Below are 16,293 nucleotides of genomic sequence, written 5' to 3' on the forward strand. Positions count from 1 at the left end.
GCCGTACGCCGACCCGGCCGACCGGCGGGTGGCGCTGTACCCGGAGCCGCGGGGGCGCCGGCCGGCCGGCCCGCGGCACCGGCACGTCCGCGGGGTCGGCCCGACGGGCCCAGCCGGCCAGCCACAGGGCGTCGCAGAGCTGCTCGGCGTCGGGGTCGAGGCCGGCCTCCCGCAGCGTGCGGACGAGTTCGGCGAAGGGGTCGGCGCCGGGCGGTCCGGGGCGTCCGGGACCGTGACGGGCCGCTGCGTCGGGCATCAGCGCGTCACCTCGGGCGGTCGAGCCGCTGGACGAGCAGGTCGGCGAGGCGGTCCCGGCTCGGCGCGGCCGCGGCGTCGGTGAGGTAGATGGCGTTCAGCAGCTGGTCGGCCGCCAGCAGTTCGCTGCGGGACCGCTCCAGGAACCGGGTGATCAGGTCGTCGCCGGCGCGCGCCGCCTCGTCACCCAGGTGGGCCCGGACGAAGGTGGCCAGCCGCTGGTGGTCGGGGCGGCCCAGCTCCAGGTGGATGCAGCGGCGCATCAGGGGCGGCGGGAAGTCCCGCTCGCCGTTGCTGGTCAGCACGACGAACGGGAAGGCGCGGCAGCGCACCCGGCCGTCGCGCACCCGGACCTTCACCCCGTCCGCGGTGAGCACCTCGGCCTCCCCGTCGGGCAGCCGGTCGGCGATCCGCTCCAGCTCGGGGATGGCGAACTCGCCCTCCTCCAGCACGTTCAGCAAGTCGTTGGGCAGGTCGATGTCACTCTTGTCCAGCTCGTCGATGAGCAGGACCCGCGGGGTGTCGGAGGGCAGCAGCGCGGTACCGAGCGGCCCGAGCCGGATGTAGCTGCCGATGCCCTCCACCGCCCCGGGCGACCCGGCCGCCGAGCCGAACCCGCCCTGCGCGGCGATCTGCACGTCCTGGAGCCGGGCGATGGCGTCGTAGTGGTACAGCCCGTCCTGGAGCCCGGAGCGGCTCACGATGGACCAGCGCAGCACATTGCCCAGCCCGAGTTCGTACGCCACCGAGTGGGCCAGCGTGCTCTTGCCCGCCCCGGGGCTGCCGGTGACCAGCAGCGGGCGGCGCAGATACAGCGCCGCGTTGATCATCTCCAGTTCCTCGGCGCCCGGCCGGTGCAGCTCGGCCATGTGCCGGTGGGCGCCGAGCCGGCGGTCCTCGGAACCGTCGCCCGCGCCCGTCGCCTCGTCCCGGCCGGCGAAGTCGCGCCAGGGCGGCGGAGCGGGCAGCCGCTCGATGCCGCCATGGGGCTCCCCGGCGCCTCGGTAGATGAGCCACTCACTGGATTCGGTCATGATCCGGTCCTCGTCGTCACTCGTCCACAGGGGCGGGCGGTCGAACGCCCCTCACGGTATCGATCCTCAAGGGGCCTGGTAAGAAGGCCGACGGACTCGGGGGCGGGCGGGGGCGCGGACATGGCGGCGGGCCGGGGCGCGGCCCCGGAGGCGGGCGCGGTCAAGGAGCCTCCAGCAGGTCGCCCGCGCCCGGCAGCGGCTGGTGCGGATCGTCGTAGAGCAGGGCTATGCCGGCCGCCCAGAAGGTCTCGGGCTGGCCGACGCGGAGTTTGCGCCGCAGGTCGTGCACGATCTCGGGCAGTTGGTGGGCGCTCGGCGGGCCGGCGATCTCGTCGAACGTGCCGCGGTGGAACTCGCCGCACACCGCCTCGGGCGAACCGCGCCGGCTGCGCCACAGCGCGACGCTGAAGCCGCCGCGCACGATCCGGGCCAGCTCGGCGGCGTCGTCCTCGTAGCGGTCGTCGCCGAACTGGCAGAGCACGGGCACCGTGGCGTGCGACAGACCGCGCAGTTCCTCCAGCCGGGGCACGGGTCCGCGCAGCCCGTCGTCGCAGTCGAGCACCTCGACGGCGGCCCGGTGCCGGTGCAGCCAGCGCCAGCGCGCGCGGCGCTCCTCCTCCAGCTCGAACGGGTCGACGGCCACCGGCCCGGCCCCGTCGCCCTCGCCGCCCTCGCCTGCCTCGCCTGCCTCGCCTGCCTCGCCTGCCTCGCCGAACGGGTCGTCGTCGCCGAACGGGTCGTCCTCGACCAGCCGGTCCCGGTCCTTGCAGCGCAGCACGACCTGGCGCAGCGCGCCCACCGGCTCGGCGTCCGGGCCCAGCCGCCAGTCGTCGACCGCCAGCCGGCCGAGCAGCCGGTAGGGCACGGCGACCTGGAGCACGGCGGGCCGGCCCGGCCGGTCGGACTGGCGGAACGCCTCGACCAGGGGGGCCGTCAGCCGCTCGGCGAGCTCGGTCAGCGGCACCTCGTCGGCGCCGGTGAGGCGGCGCGCCTCCGCGCCGAGCGGGGCGACGGTCACCGACCAGTCGCAGCGTTCCGGGTCCCAGTGCCGCTGTTCCAGTTCGACCAGGACGACCGGCTGCGCGGGGCTCGGGTACGGGCGGACCGTGCCGGGGCGGTGCGTCGGCCGCTCCTTGGACCAGTACCGGTTCAGGACGTGGCGCTGCCGGGCCCCGAGCCGCTCGCCGGCCCGCCGCACCCAGTCCCACAGCGCCTCCTCGGCGGCCGGCGTCCGGGGTGTCACGTAGGGCCGCTCGGCGCCGATGACCCGGACCGCGTAGCCGAGGACGAGGTCGAGCGCGCCGTCGTCCCGGGCACTCTCGTACAGGGCGCCCAGCCCGTCGCGCCAGCCGCGCGGCGCGGGCAGCGGCAGCGGCGCCTCGAAGTCCGGCAGCGACTCCAGGATGTCGAGCAGCGAGCGGGTGCTGGCCGGCGGCGGGAGGTCCGCGAGCCGGCCGAGCAACTGGACGCGCTCGTCCGGGCTGAGCGTGCGGCCGGGCCGGGCGCCGAGCTGGCTCTGCACGTCCACCCAGGTGTGCCGGCGCGCGGCGGGGTGGCGCTGCCGGTCCCGGTGGTAGCGGTCGTGGGCCTGGAACACCGCCTGGTACAGGTCGTCGTGCTCGGCCGCCAGCGGCTCGGCGGGCACCGGCAGGGTGCGCAGTTGTTCCAGTCCGATGGAGGTGCCGCCGCGCGCGTGGTGCGCCCGGGACTTGACGATGCCGATGACCTCGCCGCGCACCGGGTCGATCACCGGGCCGCCGGAGACGCCGTACGGCAGGTCGTTCTCGCCGAGGCGCATCTGGACGTCCGCGGACCAGCTGCCGATGGTGCCCTCGACGCTGAGCGTGCCGTAGAGCATCTGGAGCTGTCCGCCGTACTCGGTCCAGCCCGCGTAGAGCACCTTGCCGTCGCCGTAGTACGCCGCCGGGCGCTCGGACACGTACACGCACTCGTGGTCGACGGGCTCGCTCAGCCGGATCAGCGCGAGGTCCGGTGCCGGCCAGTTGCCGGCCGCGGGGGCGGCGCCGTCCGGCAGCGTCGCCACGACCTGGCCGGGGACCGCGGACCTGCCGCGACCCGGCGCCGGCTCGTAGACCACGGCGACTTCACCCCCCTCCCCCTCGCATGCCACGTGCGCGCAGGTCAGAACCCAGTTGGGAGCGACGAAGAAGCCACTGCCCAGAAAGCCGCCGGGTTCGTCCAGGGCATACCCGGCCCCCGCCCGATGAATGCGCACGGTGGCCGCCATGACGAGGCCACTGAGCGCACGCCGGGCGGCATCGAGGGCGCTCGACGCGCCCGGGGCGTGCCCGCCCGTCACGTCCCGCCCCCGGCCGCGGCACCCCCGGTGCCGTCGTGCCCCGCAGCGCCGGGGGACGCGCCGTCGCGCGCGCCACCGGCCGTACCGGACGATGCGCCCCCCGCGCCCTCCTCCGGCTGCCCCGGGGCGTACGGCACCGCCGGTCCGCTGTTCCAGGTGAGGGTGACCGTGAGGCCGGCCTTGGCCTCGCCGTCGGCGAGCAGGCCGACGACCTTGCCGGCCTTGGCGGTCAGCTCGATGCCGAACTGCACGCTGACCTCGTCGGGCCGCACCGCGCGCAGCGGTTCGGCCAGCGACCGCGCCACCCCGGTCACCAGCGCGTGCAGGCTCTCCACGCTCGCCTCGACCCGCTCGGCGAACCCGGTGTCGCTGTACGCCAGTCCGTCCGGCCGCCCGGACAGCTCGGCCGCGCCCGAGATCCGGGCCCACACCGGTGTCCCGTCCGGTAAGGCGATCCGTGCGACTCTCGTCACTTCCTGGCTCATGGAAGTCCCCCGTTCCCCCGCGTCCCCCTGGAGTCGGCCGCCTCGCGAGGCCGGCCGCCGGGTTCCGCCGGCGCGAGGGCTCCGGCGGCCCCACCGGGCCCGCCACTCCCTGCGCCTATCCTTTTTCCTGTCTTCTCCGGTCCTTCCCGTCCGGTTCCGCACCGGGCGGAGAAGACCGCACCTCTTTTTCCCGCAGGAACAGGGTCCTTCCCGCACGGGACGCTCCCTACCCCTGCGCCGACCGACGGAGCACCACCCATGTACTTCACCGACCGCGGCATCGAGGAGCTGGCGAAGCGGCGCGGCGAGGAGGAGGTCACCTTCGAGTGGCTCGCCGAACAACTGCGCACGTTCGTCGACCTGAACCCGGACTTCGAGGTCCCGGTGGAACGCCTGGCGACCTGGCTGGCCCGCCTGGACGACGAGGACGAGGAGTAGAGAGCGGCCCAACCGCCAAAGGCACCCCGGCGGCCCCGACCACCCGAACGAGCGTGTTGACTTTCCTCCCGCACGACATATCGTGAATACGACGAGACACGATATGGCGTGTCGACAGGAGGCCCGCAGATGCCCGAGTGGTCCGTCACGGAACCGACGAAGCTCACCTTCGACACCCCGGTGAGCGAGCTCCACGTACGCGTGGTCGACGGCACGGTCAACGTCGTCGGCACCGAGGAGGCCGCCGCCCGGCTGGAGGTCACCGCGCTCGAGGGCGCCCCCCTGACCGTCACCCAGGAGGGCGGCACCCTCACGGTGGCCTACGAGGACCTGCCCTGGAAGGGCTTCCTCAAGTGGCTCGACCGCAAGGGATGGCGCCGCAGCGCGGTGGTCTCCCTGGCCGTTCCCGCGCGCACCCGCGTGGAGGTGGGGGTGGTCGGCGCCACCGCCGTGGTCTCCGGCGTCGACGGCCGCACCGAGGTCCGGGGCGTCACCGGTGACACCACCCTGGTCGGCCTCGCGGGCCCGGTCCGGGCCGACACCGTCTCGGGCAGCGTGGAGGCCCAGGCCCTCACCGGAGACCTCCGCTTCCAGTCGGTCTCCGGCGACCTGACCGTCGTGGAGGCCGGCTCCTCCGTGCGGGCGGACTCGGTGAACGGTTCGATGATCGTCGACTGCGATCCGGCGAGCCGCCCCACCGACATCAGTCTGACCAGCGTCTCGGGCGAGATCGCCATCCGGCTGCCCCAGCCCGCCGACGCGCGGGTGGAGGCCAACACGGCGAGCGGCACGGTCTCCAGCGCCTTCGAGGACCTCAGGGTCACCGGCCAGTGGGGCGCCAAGCGGATCACCGGCCGGCTCGGCGCGGGCACCGGCCGACTGAAGGCGACGACGGTCTCCGGCTCGATCGCCCTGCTGCGCCGCCCGCCGGCGGAGGAACAGCCGTGGGCCCCCGAGCCGGTGGACCCCCAGGGCGCTGACGACCCCACCGCCGGCCCGACCGACAAGAAGGTGCTCTGACATGCCCTCCGTCTTCGCCCACGGCCGCCTGCGCCTCTACCTCCTCAAGCTGCTCGACGAGGCCCCCCGGCACGGCTACGAGGTCATCCGCCTCCTGGAGGAACGCTTCCAGGGCCTGTACGCGCCGTCGGCCGGCACGGTCTACCCGCGCCTGGCGAAACTGGAGGCCGAGGGCCTGGTCACGCACACCACCGAGGGCGGCCGCAAGGTCTACTCCATCACGGACGCCGGCCGCTCCGAACTGGCCGACCGCAGCGGCGAACTGGCCGACCTGGAGCTGGAGATCCGCGAGTCGGTCGCCCAGCTGGCCGCGGAGATCCAGGCCGACGTCCGGGGCGCCGCGGGCGACCTGCGCCGCGAGATGCGGGCGGCGGCCACCGCGGCCCGCCGCGGCCCCGGTCCGGGCGGATCCGGCGACGGGCCCGCCGCCGGCGACCACGAGACCGCCGAGGCATGGCGCACCGCCAAGGAGGAGATGCGCCGCGTCAAGCAGGAGTGGAAGGAACAGGCCCGGCGCGCCAAGGACGAGAGCCGCCGGGCCCGCGAGGAGGCCCAACGGGCCCGCCGCCAGGCCAAGGAGGCCCAGGAGTGGGCCCGCGCTCAGGCCCAGGAAGAAGTGCAGCGCATCGCCCGCCGGGTCCAGGAACAGGTACAGACCCACTTCGTCCGGGGCGACTGGCCGACCGGCCTGCGCGAGGGCCTGAGCGAACTGGCCAGAGAGGTGGGCGAGTTCGGCAAGGACTTCACGAAGCCCGCGTCCCCCCACCCGGACAACTCCCCGAACCACCCCCCGGAGTACACCCCCACCCCCGAAGACTTCCCCGCCACCTACGAACCATCCTGGGCCCACGAGAAGCCCTCCGACACCACCGACACCACCGAAACCACCGGCGACCCGGCCCGCGACCTGGACCGCCTGCTGGACCGCTTCCGGGACGACATCCGGGACGCGGCCCGGGACCACGGCGTCACGACAGACCAGTTCCGCGACGCCCGCCGCCACCTGTCGACGGCCGCAGCCCACATCGGCGCCCTGCTCCGCACACCAAAAACCTGACCACCCCACCCCACCCCACAGAGGAGCGAGAGGGAGGCAAGCGAGGGGGGGGAACCCTTCTCACCCCACCCGAGCCTCCCCTCCCCCCTCTCCCGCCCCTCCCCTTCCTCCCGCCCCGTCCCCACTCCCCAGCACACGCACCAGCCCCTCATGGGTCACCCCATGATCGGCGAGCACCTCGGCAGCCACCCCGGGCCGCAGGCTCAGGGCAAGCAGCAGATGCTCGTCACCGATGTGCCGGTCCCGCCGAGCGACAGCCACCCGCAACGCCCGCTCCAGCACCGCCTTGGCGTCCTCACCGAACCTGCCCCGCCCCAGCCGCCGGCCACCTCGCCCCCGCCGGTCGCCGGACATCGCCCCGGCACCATGCACCTCTTCCACCCGGGCCACGATCTCCGTGACGTCGATCCCGAGCCCGGCCAGCGCGTCGGTCTCGGCCTGCGACAGCCCGGCCCGCCGCCGCGCCTCGCCCAACGCCCGCCGCACCGACTCCTTGCCCGCACCGCTCAGCCCGAGCGCGGCCAGCGCGAAAGAAGCGCGACTCCCCTGACGTTCCAGCAACGCCAGCACAAGATGCTCGGCACCCACGACCCCTTCCCCCACGCCCTCCGCACACCCGACCGCCTCCTGCACCACGGCCCGGGCATCCTTCGTGAACCGCTCGAACATCAACGCCTCCCGTACTTCTTGTGCACGGCCTGCCTGCTCACTCCCAGCTCGGTGGCGATCTCCTGCCACGACCACCCCTGCTCGCGCGCACCGCGCACCTGCACGGCCTCCAACTGCTCCAGCAGCCTCCGCAACGCGGCGACGGCACGCAGTCCGACCCGCGGATCACGATCCCCCGCCCGCGCGGCAAGATCCGTTGCCTCACTCATGATGTCAACTTAGATTGACACAACACTCTCGTCAACCCTCATTGACGCCCACACACAAAACGGCGGCGGGCCCGGACACCCAACGCCCGGACCCGCCGCACCACACCACCCAGACCGCCGGCCGTCACCCACCCGCCGTCAGCACGATCTTGCCGAAGTGCTCCCCCGACGCCATCCGCTCGAAGCCCTCGCGCGCCCGGTCCAACGGCAGCACCTCATCGATCACGGGACGCACCCCGGTGGCCGCGCAGAACGCCAGCAGGTCCTCCAGCTCGTCCTTGGTCCCCATCGTGGACCCCACGACCTTCAACTCCAGGAAGAAGATCCGCGTCAGCTCGGCATGCGCCGGCCGGTCCCCACTCGTCGCCCCCGAGATGACCAGCGTCCCCCCGGGCCGCAACGACTTCACCGAATGCGACCAGGTGGCCGCCCCCACCGTCTCGATCACGGCATCCACCCGCTGCGGCAGCCGCGCCCCCGGCTCAAGGGCCTCCACGGCCCCCAGCTCCACCGCCCGCTTCCGCTTGGCCGCGTCCCTGCTGGTCGCGAACACCCGCAGCCCGGCGGCCTTCCCCAGCACGATCGCGGCCGTCGCGACCCCGCCCCCGGCCCCCTGCACCAGCACCGAGTCCCCGGGCCGCACGCCCGCGTTGGTGAACAGCATCCGGTACGCCGTCAGCCAGGCCGTCGGCAGACAGGCCGCCTCGGCGAACGACAACTCCTTGGGCTTGGGCAGCAGATTCCAAGTCGGCACCGCGACCCGCTCCGCGAAGGTCCCCTGATAACGCTCGGTCAGGATGGACCGGGGCTCCTTCACCCCCACCCCGTACCCGCTCTGACCGATGACGGAATGCAGGACGACCTCATTGCCGTCCTCGTCGACCCCGGCGGCATCGCACCCCAGGATCATCGGCAGCCGGTCCTCCGCGAGGCCGACGCCCCGCAGGGACCACAGGTCGTGATGGTTGAGTGAAGCGGCCCTGACCTCGACGACACTCCAGCCGGACCGGGCCTCGGGAGCCGGCCGCTCCCCCAACTCCAGACCACTCAGCGGCTGATCACGGTCGATTCGGGCGGCGTAGACAGCGAACATGCCCCCGACGATAGATTCCCCACCGCCCCACGAAAACCGACCGCACTTGTGACACGCGTCCTCTTGCCAACCCGGGCGGGTGTGGGAGCGGCGCGACCCAGCGCCGCCAGGGTGCCGCCGCGCCCACCCGTCACGCGCAGTGGGGCGGGTACGCACCCGCAGTCGCGTACGGCGGAAAGGGGACGGGGTGGGGGGTGTCCGCCCGCAGCGGTTGGCGCGTCAACCCGGCTCACCCCCGTAACAGACCGATTCCGCGCCGTTCCGAGGACGGACACCCCCACCCCGGCCCCGACCCACCACCCACTGAGGGCGCTACGCGCACCCCCACCCCACCCCACCCGCGCAGGCCGCCGCAGGCATACGGCGAAGGGCCCGCCCCCGGAAACCAGGGACGGACCCGTCACACCACACACGACGTCGAGGTCGGCGTCGGCACCGTCACCGACGCGCAACCCCCTCCGCCCGAGCCGCGGCAGCCACCGCCGCCGTCACCGCCGGCGCGACCCGCTCGTCGAACGGGGACGGAATCACATAGTCCGCCGAGAGAGCGTCACCCACGACAGACGCCAACGCCTCCGCCGCCGCCAGCTTCATCCCCTCGGTGATCCGAGAGGCCCGCACCTGCAAGGCTCCCGCGAAGATCCCCGGAAACGCCAGCACGTTGTTGATCTGGTTCGGGAAGTCCGACCGCCCGGTGGCGACCACCGCCGCGTACTTGTGCGCGACCTCCGGATGCACCTCAGGATTCGGATTCGCCATCGCGAACACGAACGCCCCCGGAGCCATCGACGCCACCGCGGCCTCCGGCACCGTACCCCCGGAAACCCCGATGAAGACGTCCGCCCCGTCCAGCGCCGCCTCCAGCGACCCCGTCCGCCCGGCCTTGTTCGTGAACTCGGCCAGCTCCCGCTTGACCGGCGTCAGATCGTCCCGGTCCGCCGACACGACCCCCTTCCGGTCGGCCACGGCCACATCCCCGACCCCGGCCTCGACGAGCATCTTCGCGATGGCGACCCCCGCCGCACCCGCGCCCGAGATCACCGCCCGCAGCTCCCCGAGCGACCGCCCGCTCAGCCGCGCAGCGTTCCGCAGCGCCGCCAGCGTCACGACCGCCGTACCGTGCTGGTCGTCGTGGAAGACCGGGATGTCCAGCCGTTCCTGAAGCTTCCGCTCGATCTCGAAGCACCGGGGCGCCGAGATGTCCTCCAGGTTGACCCCGCCGAACGACGGCGCCAGCCGCACCACCGTCTCGACGATCTCGTCCGCGTCCGTGCAGTCCAGCGCGATCGGCACCGCGTCCACGCCGCCGAACTGCTTGAACAGGATGGCCTTCCCTTCCATCACCGGAAGGGACGCCTGCGGCCCGATGTCTCCGAGCCCGAGCACCGCCGTACCGTCCGTCACGACGGCCACGACCGATGACTTCCACGTGTACTCGTCGACCAGCTCCGGCCGCTCGGCGATCGCGCTGCACACTTTCGCGACGCCGGGCGTGTAGGCCAGGGACAGGTCGTCCTTGTCCCGCACCGGCACCGTGGCCTGCACGGCCATTTTGCCGCCGCGATGCAACGCGAACGCGGGATCGAGGTCGAGGGAGTCGACGGAAGAGTCACTGTCGCTGCGAGGATTGACGATCTCCGCTGCCACTTCGTAATACCCCTTAAGAGTCCATGAGTGAGGGTGTGTCCGCTCCTGGTGAGGAGCGGGCGGGACCGCGCAAGACCCAGGTCACTGATACGTACGGGCCTGTACGCGACGAGCGCGCCGCACACGCGCCCTGAGCCCCGGATGAGGGGTGTAAAGAACCTTCTTACCGGACGGACACCCCCCGCGACGAGTCCCATGGGCGCAAGCTCACATACCGACCGCCGCACACCCCGCACGCTCCCCACGCGCACCCCTGCGCAGCCGGGCACCGACCCGGCACCGCCCCCGGGGCGCCCGCATGCCGGACACCCGCCACCACATGCCGGTGATACAGCCCACACCCCGGCACGCCCCAGCGCACCCCGGCCCCAAAGAACAACTTCCGGCCGACCCCCCGCCGCCGTAAATCTTGCGGTCAGCCACCCCGCACACGCCGATTCCCGCAAACCTTCGGCCGAGATTGACCGACCTGCTCCACTTCGCGCCCGCACCCGTTATCCGATTTTGACATCGCAGGTCCCCTGAACAGCGGCGTCCGAATGGCAAGATGCCGTAATCGCACGAGGTGGCGACACTCAAAGACGTGTGCCGACGCCACACCTCGCGCACCGCCGTCGACAATGCCGCGCGCACCCGTCGACCCAGGGCGCCCGCCGGCCCCGCCGCCGGACGCCCCGCCCCATCGGCTGCTCCAGTCAGGCTGCTCCACTCATCCGCCGGAGGAACCCACATGACCGCACGCTCCACCCGTCGCACGACCGCCGCGTCCTCCCGCACCGCCGCGGTCGGCGCGATCGCGGTCGCGGGCGCGCTGCTGCTCACCGGCTGCGGCGACCAGACCAAGGACAAGGACTCCGACGAGACCAAGTCGTCGAGCAGCGCCCCGCTGGCCGACAAGCTCCCCCAGGCCATCCGCGACAAGGGTGTCATCAAGGTCGGTTCCGACATCGCCTACGCACCGGTGGAGTTCAAGGACGACTCCGGCAAGACGGTCGGTATCGACCCGGACCTCGCGACGGCGATGGGCAAGCAGCTCGGCGTGACGTTCGAGTTCGAGAACGCCACCTTCGACACCCTGATCGGCGGCCTGGCGTCCAAGCGCTACGACATCGCCATGTCGGCGATGACCGACACCAAGGACCGCCAGGAGGGCATCGACGCCGACACCGGCAAGAAGGTCGGCGCGGGCGTCGACTTCGTCGACTACTTCACCGCGGGTGTCTCGCTCTACACCAACGCCGGCGACGACCAGGGGATCAAGACCTGGGACGACCTGTGCGGCAAGACGATGGCCGTGCAGCGCAACACGTTCTCCCACGACCTCGCCAAGGACCAGGCGAAGAAGTGTACGAAGGACGGCGAGAAGACCCTGAAGATCGAGCCGTTCGGCACCAATCCCGAGGCCGAGACCCGGATGCGTTCCAAGGGTGCGGACGTCGTCTCCGCCGACTTCCCGATCGCCGCGTACTCGGTGAAGAACTCCGGCGGCGGCAAGTACTTCGAGCTGGTCGGCGACCAGGTCGAGGCCGGCCCGTACGGCATCGCCGTGGCCAAGGACAACACCGAACTGCGCGACGCGCTCCAGGCGGCCGTCCAGGCGATCATCGACAACGGCGAGTACAAGAAGATCATCGACAAGTGGGGCGTCGCGGACGGCGCGGTCACCGAGTCCAAGATCAACGGCGGCTCCTGACCCGACCGCCCCGACCCGGCACTGACCCGGCACTGAAAGGCTCCACCCGTGACTGCTGACGTCAGCAAGACGGACGGCGACGGCCCCGGCACCACTCCCCCCGCCCGCCCGGAGGCCGTCAAGGCCATCCCGGTCCGGCACCCGTGGCGGTACGTGTCCGCGGTCGTCGCCCTCGCCCTCCTGGGCTCCGTCGTCTACGCCTTCGCCCAGGGCAAGATCAACTGGGGTGCGGTCCCCGACTACTTCTTCGACGACCGCATCCTCGAAGGCGTCTGGAACACCCTCCTGCTCACCGTGCTGTCGATGGTCATCGGCATCGTCGGCGGCATCCTGCTCGCGGTGATGCGCCTGTCGAAGAACCCGGTGACCTCGTCCATCGCGTGGTTCTACATCTGGTTCTTCCGCGGCACCCCGGTCCTGGTCCAGCTCTTCGTCTGGTTCAACCTCGGCCTGGTCTTCGAGTACATCAACCTGGGCCCGATCTACAAGGACTACTGGTCGTCCTTCATGACGCCGCTGCTCACGGCGCTGCTCGGGCTCGGCCTGAACGAGGCCGCGTACATGGCCGAGATCTGCCGGGCCGGCCTGCTCTCGGTCGACGAGGGCCAGACCGAGGCGTCGCACGCGCTCGGCATGAGCCAGGGCAGGACGCTGCGCCGGATCGTCATCCCGCAGGCGATGCGGGTGATCGTGCCGCCCACCGGCAACGAGGTCATCAACATGCTGAAGACGACCTCGCTCGTCTCGGCGGTGCAGTACTACGACCTGTTCAAGGAGGCGCAGGACATCGGCCAGAACGCGGGTTCCACGGTGGAGATGTACTTCCTCGCCGCCGCCTGGTACCTGATCATGACCTCGGTCCTGAGCGTCGGCCAGTACTACATCGAGCGCTACTACGCCCGGGGTTCGACCCGCGCGCTGCCCCCGACCCCGCTCCAGCGCTTCCGGTCCGCCGTCCTCCCCGCGCGCCGCCCGAAGGGAGTCCCGGCATGACCCAGGAGACGACACAGGCCACCCCGATGGTGCGGGCCGAGGGCGTCCACAAGTCCTTCGGCCCGGTGGAGGTCCTCAAGGGCATCGACCTCCAGGTCAACTCCGGCGAGGTCTTCTGCCTCATCGGCCCCTCCGGCTCCGGCAAGTCCACCTTCCTGAGGTGTATCAACCACCTCGAAAAGATCAACGCCGGACGTCTGTACGTCGACGGAGAGCTGGTCGGCTACCGCCAGAAGGGCGACAAGCTCTACGAGCTGAAGGACAGCGAGGTCGCCCGCAAGCGCCGGGACATCGGCATGGTCTTCCAGCGCTTCAACCTGTTCCCGCACATGACGGCCGTGGAGAACGTCATGGAGGCCCCGGTCCAGGTCAAGGGCGTACCCCGCCCCCAGGCCCGGCACCGCGCCACCGAACTGCTGGACCGCGTCGGCCTGGCCGACAAGGCGAACAGCTACCCCTCCCAGCTCTCCGGCGGCCAGCAGCAGCGGGTGGCGATCGCCCGCGCCCTGGCCATGGACCCCAAGCTCATGCTCTTCGACGAGCCGACCTCCGCCCTCGACCCGGAACTGGTCGGCGATGTCCTGGACGTCATGCGCGACCTGGCCGAGTCCGGCATGACGATGGTCGTCGTCACCCACGAGATGGGCTTCGCCCGCGAGGTCGGCGACAGCCTGGTCTTCATGGACGGCGGCGTGGTGGTCGAGTCGGGCAACCCGCGCGACGTCCTGACCGACCCGCAGCACGAACGCACGAAGGCGTTCCTGTCCAAGGTCCTCTGAGTCTCCCGGGCCGGCCGCAGGGGCGGTACGGGTACAGAAGCCCACGTACCTGTACCGCCCCCTCCGTCTACTTCAAGGCCAGCAGCAACGTGTCCGAGGGCGAGCACCACACCGGCCGCACCTCCCCGAACCCCTGCTCCCGCAGCACCCGCGCGTGCCACGCCACCGGAGGCGTGTCCCCCTCGGCGTGCTCGCCGTAGAGGGCGAACCGCCTGGCCGTCGGCTCCGCGAGCACCGGGTCCTCGGCGGCCAGCTGCCACCACTGGGACCAGTCCAGCGCCCCGTCCCGGCGGGCCGCCGCCATCCCGGCGTGCCGCAGTTCCCGCTCGGCCGCGTTGATCCGGGGCGTCGTGTCGTCGATCATGTGGTCCGCGTTCAGGAAGACACCACCGTCGCGGACCAGCTCCGCGACCCGACCGTAGAGAGCCGCGAGGGGTTCGGCGTGCAGCCAGTGCAGGGCCGTGGCGGTCAGTACGGCGTCGTACGAGTCGTACGGCAGTCCGTCCGCCCACCTGGGGTCCTTGAGGTCGGCGGTGACCAGCGAGACCCGCTCGTCACCGGCGAACGTCCCCGCCGCGATGGCCAGCAGCGCCGGATCGAGGTCGACCCCGGTGCTGGTGGCCTCGGGGAACCGGGCGAGCACCCGCGCCGTGATGCTGCCCGTGCCGCACGCGAGATCGAGCACCCGCGGCGCCGGGCCGACCAGGGCCGCCACCATGTCCAGCATGATCCGGAAGCGTTCCTCGCGGTCGGGCATGTACCACTCCTGCTGCCGGTCCCAGCTCTTCTGCCAGGCCTGCCAGTCGACACCGGCGGTGGTCGTGTCCGCGTCCGTCATGGAGCCCTCCCGAGTCCCGTGCGCGTAATACCCTGAAACCACGATCAGCCATTACCCGACCGCAGGCACGACCATAGAGCCCCCTCGTAAGGACTACAAGTGGAACTGGCCTATTACTCGGATTACGCCGTACGCCTCGTCAACACCGAGGAGCCGGCCCGGGGCAAGGACTCCCTGACCTCGGTGGCGGCCGTCCGCGAGCTGTTCGGCACCAACCAGTCGGCCGCCCGGCGGACCGCGGAGGCGGACGTCACCCGGTTCCGCGCGGTCCGCGCCCGGCTGCGCGCGGTCTTCGAGGCCGCCGACACCGGCGACGAGACGCTCGCCGTGGACCTCCTGAACTCCCTCCTGCTGGAGTTCCCGGTCAGCCCCCAGATCTCCGGCCACGACCACCGCGACGACGACGGCCACCCCCTGTGGCACATGCACCTGGCGGACCACCCGTCCAACGCCACGGCCGGCTACGCCGCCATCGCCGCGATGGGCCTCGCCTTCCACCTCACCGAACACGGCGTGGACCGGCTCGGCCTGTGCGAGGCGGCCCCCTGCCGCAACGCCTACCTGGACACCTCCACCAACCGCTCCCGGCGCTACTGCTCCGACCGCTGCGCCACCCGCGCCAACGTGGCCGCCTACCGGGCCCGCAAACGCCTGGCGGCGGACCGGTCGGACAGCACCGGCCGGACCGCCGACAGCCCCCAGCGCAGCACCGCGAACGGCGACCGCCGCCCCGGCCTCAGCGGGCGGTAACGCAACCGCACCCGCCCCAGCACCAGCTCCTCGGGCACGGCCCCGTAATCGGTGCTGTCCCCCCCGGCGTACGCGTTGTCCCCGAGCACCCACCAGCCGCCCTCGCGCAGCTCCACGGCCCGCTTGACGACGAGCAGGTCCTGCTGGAAGGGATGCCGCAGCACAACCACGTCCCCCGCCCGGACCCTGGCCCCCCAGTGCACCAGCAGCGCGTCCCCGTGATGCAGCGTGGGCACCATGGACGGCCCGGTCACCTCGGCCGGTCCGAAGGGCAACGGCCCTCTCGCGCGCTCGGTCTCCTGCGACAGCTCCGGCATCACCCGGCACCTCCCCGGTCATTCCTCCACCAGTCTCAGTCTCACCCCGGACTTTTGTCCTAAGCCCACGGGGGCACTCGCGAAATCGCCTCCTCCAGGGAGTAATGTCCCCCCTGAGAAGACGATCACGAGGAAGGAACGCTTCATGCTTTCCCGCCTGTTTGCCCCCAAGGTCAAGGTCAGCGCCCACTGCGACCTGCCCTGCGGCGTGTACGACCCGGCCCAGGCCCGTATCGAGGCGGAGTCGGTCAAGGCCGTCCAGGAGAAGATGGCCGGCAACGACGACCCGCACTTCCAGGCCCGCGCCACGGTCATCAAGGAGCAGCGCGCGGAGCTGGCCAAGCACCACGTGTCGGTCCTGTGGAGCGACTACTTCAAGCCGCCGCACTTCGAGAAGTACCCGGAGCTGCACCAGCTGGTCAACGACACCCTGAAGGCCCTCTCGGCCGCCAAGGCGTCCACCGACCCGGCGACCGGCCAGAAGGCCCTGGACTACATCGCCCAGGTCGACAAGATCTTCTGGGAGACGAAGAAGGCCTGACCACCGGTCGGCCTCCGCGAGGCCGGCGATCGGTGCACCATCGCGGGCCACGGGCATGCCCGAAGGGGCCCGGCCACACCGGACACTGTTGGTAAATGGTCCGGTCCCTGTGCGTGACGTCGGCCTTCATCGCCTGGTTGTGGGTGGTGAAGGCC

At 72.0% G+C, this 16,293-nt stretch carries 18 protein-coding genes; 8 read left to right on the top strand and 10 right to left on the bottom strand.

Going from position 1 to position 16,293, the window contains the following annotated elements; genetic code table 11:
• From ACTT8P_RS35300 to ACTT8P_RS35315, 4 genes are all read right to left on the bottom strand, one after another.
• Nucleotides 1-256 (bottom strand): hypothetical protein (locus tag ACTT8P_RS35300; protein WP_442835882.1); only part of this gene is annotated, 256 nt, incomplete at its 3' end.
• A gap of 7 nt (nt 257-263) precedes the next feature.
• Nucleotides 264-1,289, bottom strand: coding sequence for an AAA family ATPase (locus ACTT8P_RS35305; protein WP_442835883.1), 1,026 nt, complete (start codon nt 1,287-1,289; stop codon nt 264-266).
• A gap of 160 nt (nt 1,290-1,449) precedes the next feature.
• Entirely contained in the window at nt 1,450-3,525 is a 2,076-nt protein-coding gene (locus ACTT8P_RS35310) for a VMAP-C domain-containing protein (protein WP_442835884.1), read from the bottom strand.
• 80 nt (nt 3,526-3,605) lie between these two features.
• The gene (locus tag ACTT8P_RS35315; RefSeq protein WP_442835885.1) at nt 3,606-4,094 is read right to left on the bottom strand and encodes a CU044_2847 family protein; all 489 of its coding nucleotides are present in this window, start codon (nt 4,092-4,094) and stop codon (nt 3,606-3,608) included.
• A 258-nt stretch (nt 4,095-4,352) separates the two neighbouring features.
• Between ACTT8P_RS35315 and ACTT8P_RS35320 the strand changes: the two genes are divergently transcribed.
• From ACTT8P_RS35320 to ACTT8P_RS35330, 3 genes are all read left to right on the top strand, one after another.
• On the top strand, nt 4,353-4,532 hold the full coding sequence (locus tag ACTT8P_RS35320; RefSeq protein ID WP_371669170.1) for a DUF6104 family protein: 180 nt from the start codon (nt 4,353-4,355) through the stop codon (nt 4,530-4,532).
• A gap of 129 nt (nt 4,533-4,661) precedes the next feature.
• Entirely contained in the window at nt 4,662-5,552 is an 891-nt protein-coding gene (locus ACTT8P_RS35325) for a DUF4097 family beta strand repeat-containing protein (RefSeq protein ID WP_442835886.1), read from the top strand.
• 1 nt (nt 5,553) lies between these two features.
• The gene (locus ACTT8P_RS35330) at nt 5,554-6,609 is read left to right on the top strand and encodes a helix-turn-helix transcriptional regulator (protein WP_442835887.1); all 1,056 of its coding nucleotides are present in this window, start codon (nt 5,554-5,556) and stop codon (nt 6,607-6,609) included.
• Between the two features lie 60 nt (nt 6,610-6,669).
• Here the strand turns inward: ACTT8P_RS35330 and ACTT8P_RS35335 are convergent, their stop codons facing one another.
• The 4 genes from ACTT8P_RS35335 to ACTT8P_RS35350 form a co-directional block, all read right to left on the bottom strand.
• On the bottom strand, nt 6,670-7,278 hold the full coding sequence (locus ACTT8P_RS35335) for a Clp protease N-terminal domain-containing protein (protein ID WP_442835888.1): 609 nt from the start codon (nt 7,276-7,278) through the stop codon (nt 6,670-6,672).
• The gene (locus tag ACTT8P_RS35340) at nt 7,278-7,487 is read right to left on the bottom strand and encodes a helix-turn-helix domain-containing protein (protein ID WP_442835889.1); all 210 of its coding nucleotides are present in this window, start codon (nt 7,485-7,487) and stop codon (nt 7,278-7,280) included. The genes ACTT8P_RS35335 and ACTT8P_RS35340 overlap by 1 nt, the downstream gene beginning before the upstream one ends.
• Nucleotides 7,488-7,611: 124 nt before the next feature.
• Nucleotides 7,612-8,580 carry a zinc-binding dehydrogenase gene (locus ACTT8P_RS35345; protein ID WP_442835890.1) on the bottom strand — a complete coding sequence of 323 codons (969 nt, stop codon included), beginning with the start codon at nt 8,578-8,580 and terminating at the stop codon, nt 7,612-7,614.
• 438 nt (nt 8,581-9,018) lie between these two features.
• Nucleotides 9,019-10,227, bottom strand: a complete 1,209-nt coding sequence (locus ACTT8P_RS35350; protein ID WP_442835891.1) for an NAD(P)-dependent malic enzyme — start codon at nt 10,225-10,227, stop codon at nt 9,019-9,021.
• 730 nt (nt 10,228-10,957) lie between these two features.
• Here ACTT8P_RS35350 and ACTT8P_RS35355 point away from each other — a divergent pair.
• Genes ACTT8P_RS35355 through ACTT8P_RS35365 form a run of 3 tightly spaced genes read left to right on the top strand, consistent with a single transcriptional unit; the run spans nt 10,958 to nt 13,692 of the window.
• Complete coding sequence (locus ACTT8P_RS35355; protein ID WP_442835892.1) at nt 10,958-11,920, top strand: ABC transporter substrate-binding protein; 963 nt, start codon at nt 10,958-10,960, stop codon at nt 11,918-11,920.
• 48 nt (nt 11,921-11,968) lie between these two features.
• Nucleotides 11,969-12,913: an amino acid ABC transporter permease gene (locus tag ACTT8P_RS35360; RefSeq protein WP_361161406.1), complete on the top strand. Its 945-nt coding sequence runs from the start codon at nt 11,969-11,971 to the stop codon at nt 12,911-12,913.
• Nucleotides 12,910-13,692, top strand: a complete 783-nt coding sequence (locus tag ACTT8P_RS35365) for an amino acid ABC transporter ATP-binding protein (protein ID WP_442835893.1) — start codon at nt 12,910-12,912, stop codon at nt 13,690-13,692. The genes ACTT8P_RS35360 and ACTT8P_RS35365 overlap by 4 nt, the downstream gene beginning before the upstream one ends.
• Before the next feature lie 67 nt (nt 13,693-13,759).
• On the opposite strand, the gene ACTT8P_RS35370 is transcribed toward ACTT8P_RS35365, so the two are convergent.
• The gene (locus ACTT8P_RS35370) at nt 13,760-14,530 is read right to left on the bottom strand and encodes a class I SAM-dependent methyltransferase (protein WP_442835894.1); all 771 of its coding nucleotides are present in this window, start codon (nt 14,528-14,530) and stop codon (nt 13,760-13,762) included.
• 99 nt (nt 14,531-14,629) lie between these two features.
• Here ACTT8P_RS35370 and ACTT8P_RS35375 point away from each other — a divergent pair, with 99 nt between their 5' ends.
• Nucleotides 14,630-15,280 carry a CGNR zinc finger domain-containing protein gene (locus ACTT8P_RS35375; protein WP_442835895.1) on the top strand — a complete coding sequence of 217 codons (651 nt, stop codon included), beginning with the start codon at nt 14,630-14,632 and terminating at the stop codon, nt 15,278-15,280.
• Here ACTT8P_RS35375 and sodX read toward each other — a convergent pair.
• Nucleotides 15,163-15,597: a nickel-type superoxide dismutase maturation protease gene (gene sodX / locus ACTT8P_RS35380; RefSeq protein WP_442835896.1), complete on the bottom strand. Its 435-nt coding sequence runs from the start codon at nt 15,595-15,597 to the stop codon at nt 15,163-15,165. The genes ACTT8P_RS35375 and sodX overlap by 118 nt on opposite strands.
• A gap of 145 nt (nt 15,598-15,742) precedes the next feature.
• Here sodX and sodN point away from each other — a divergent pair, with 145 nt between their 5' ends.
• A complete protein-coding gene (gene sodN / locus ACTT8P_RS35385; protein WP_030219831.1) occupies nt 15,743-16,138 on the top strand; it encodes a superoxide dismutase, Ni in 396 nt (131 codons plus the stop codon).
• Nucleotides 16,139-16,293: the final 155 nt, after the last annotated feature.

The organism is Streptomyces sp. JW3 (assembly GCF_052216785.1).
Lineage (GTDB): Bacteria > Actinomycetota > Actinomycetes > Streptomycetales > Streptomycetaceae > Streptomyces.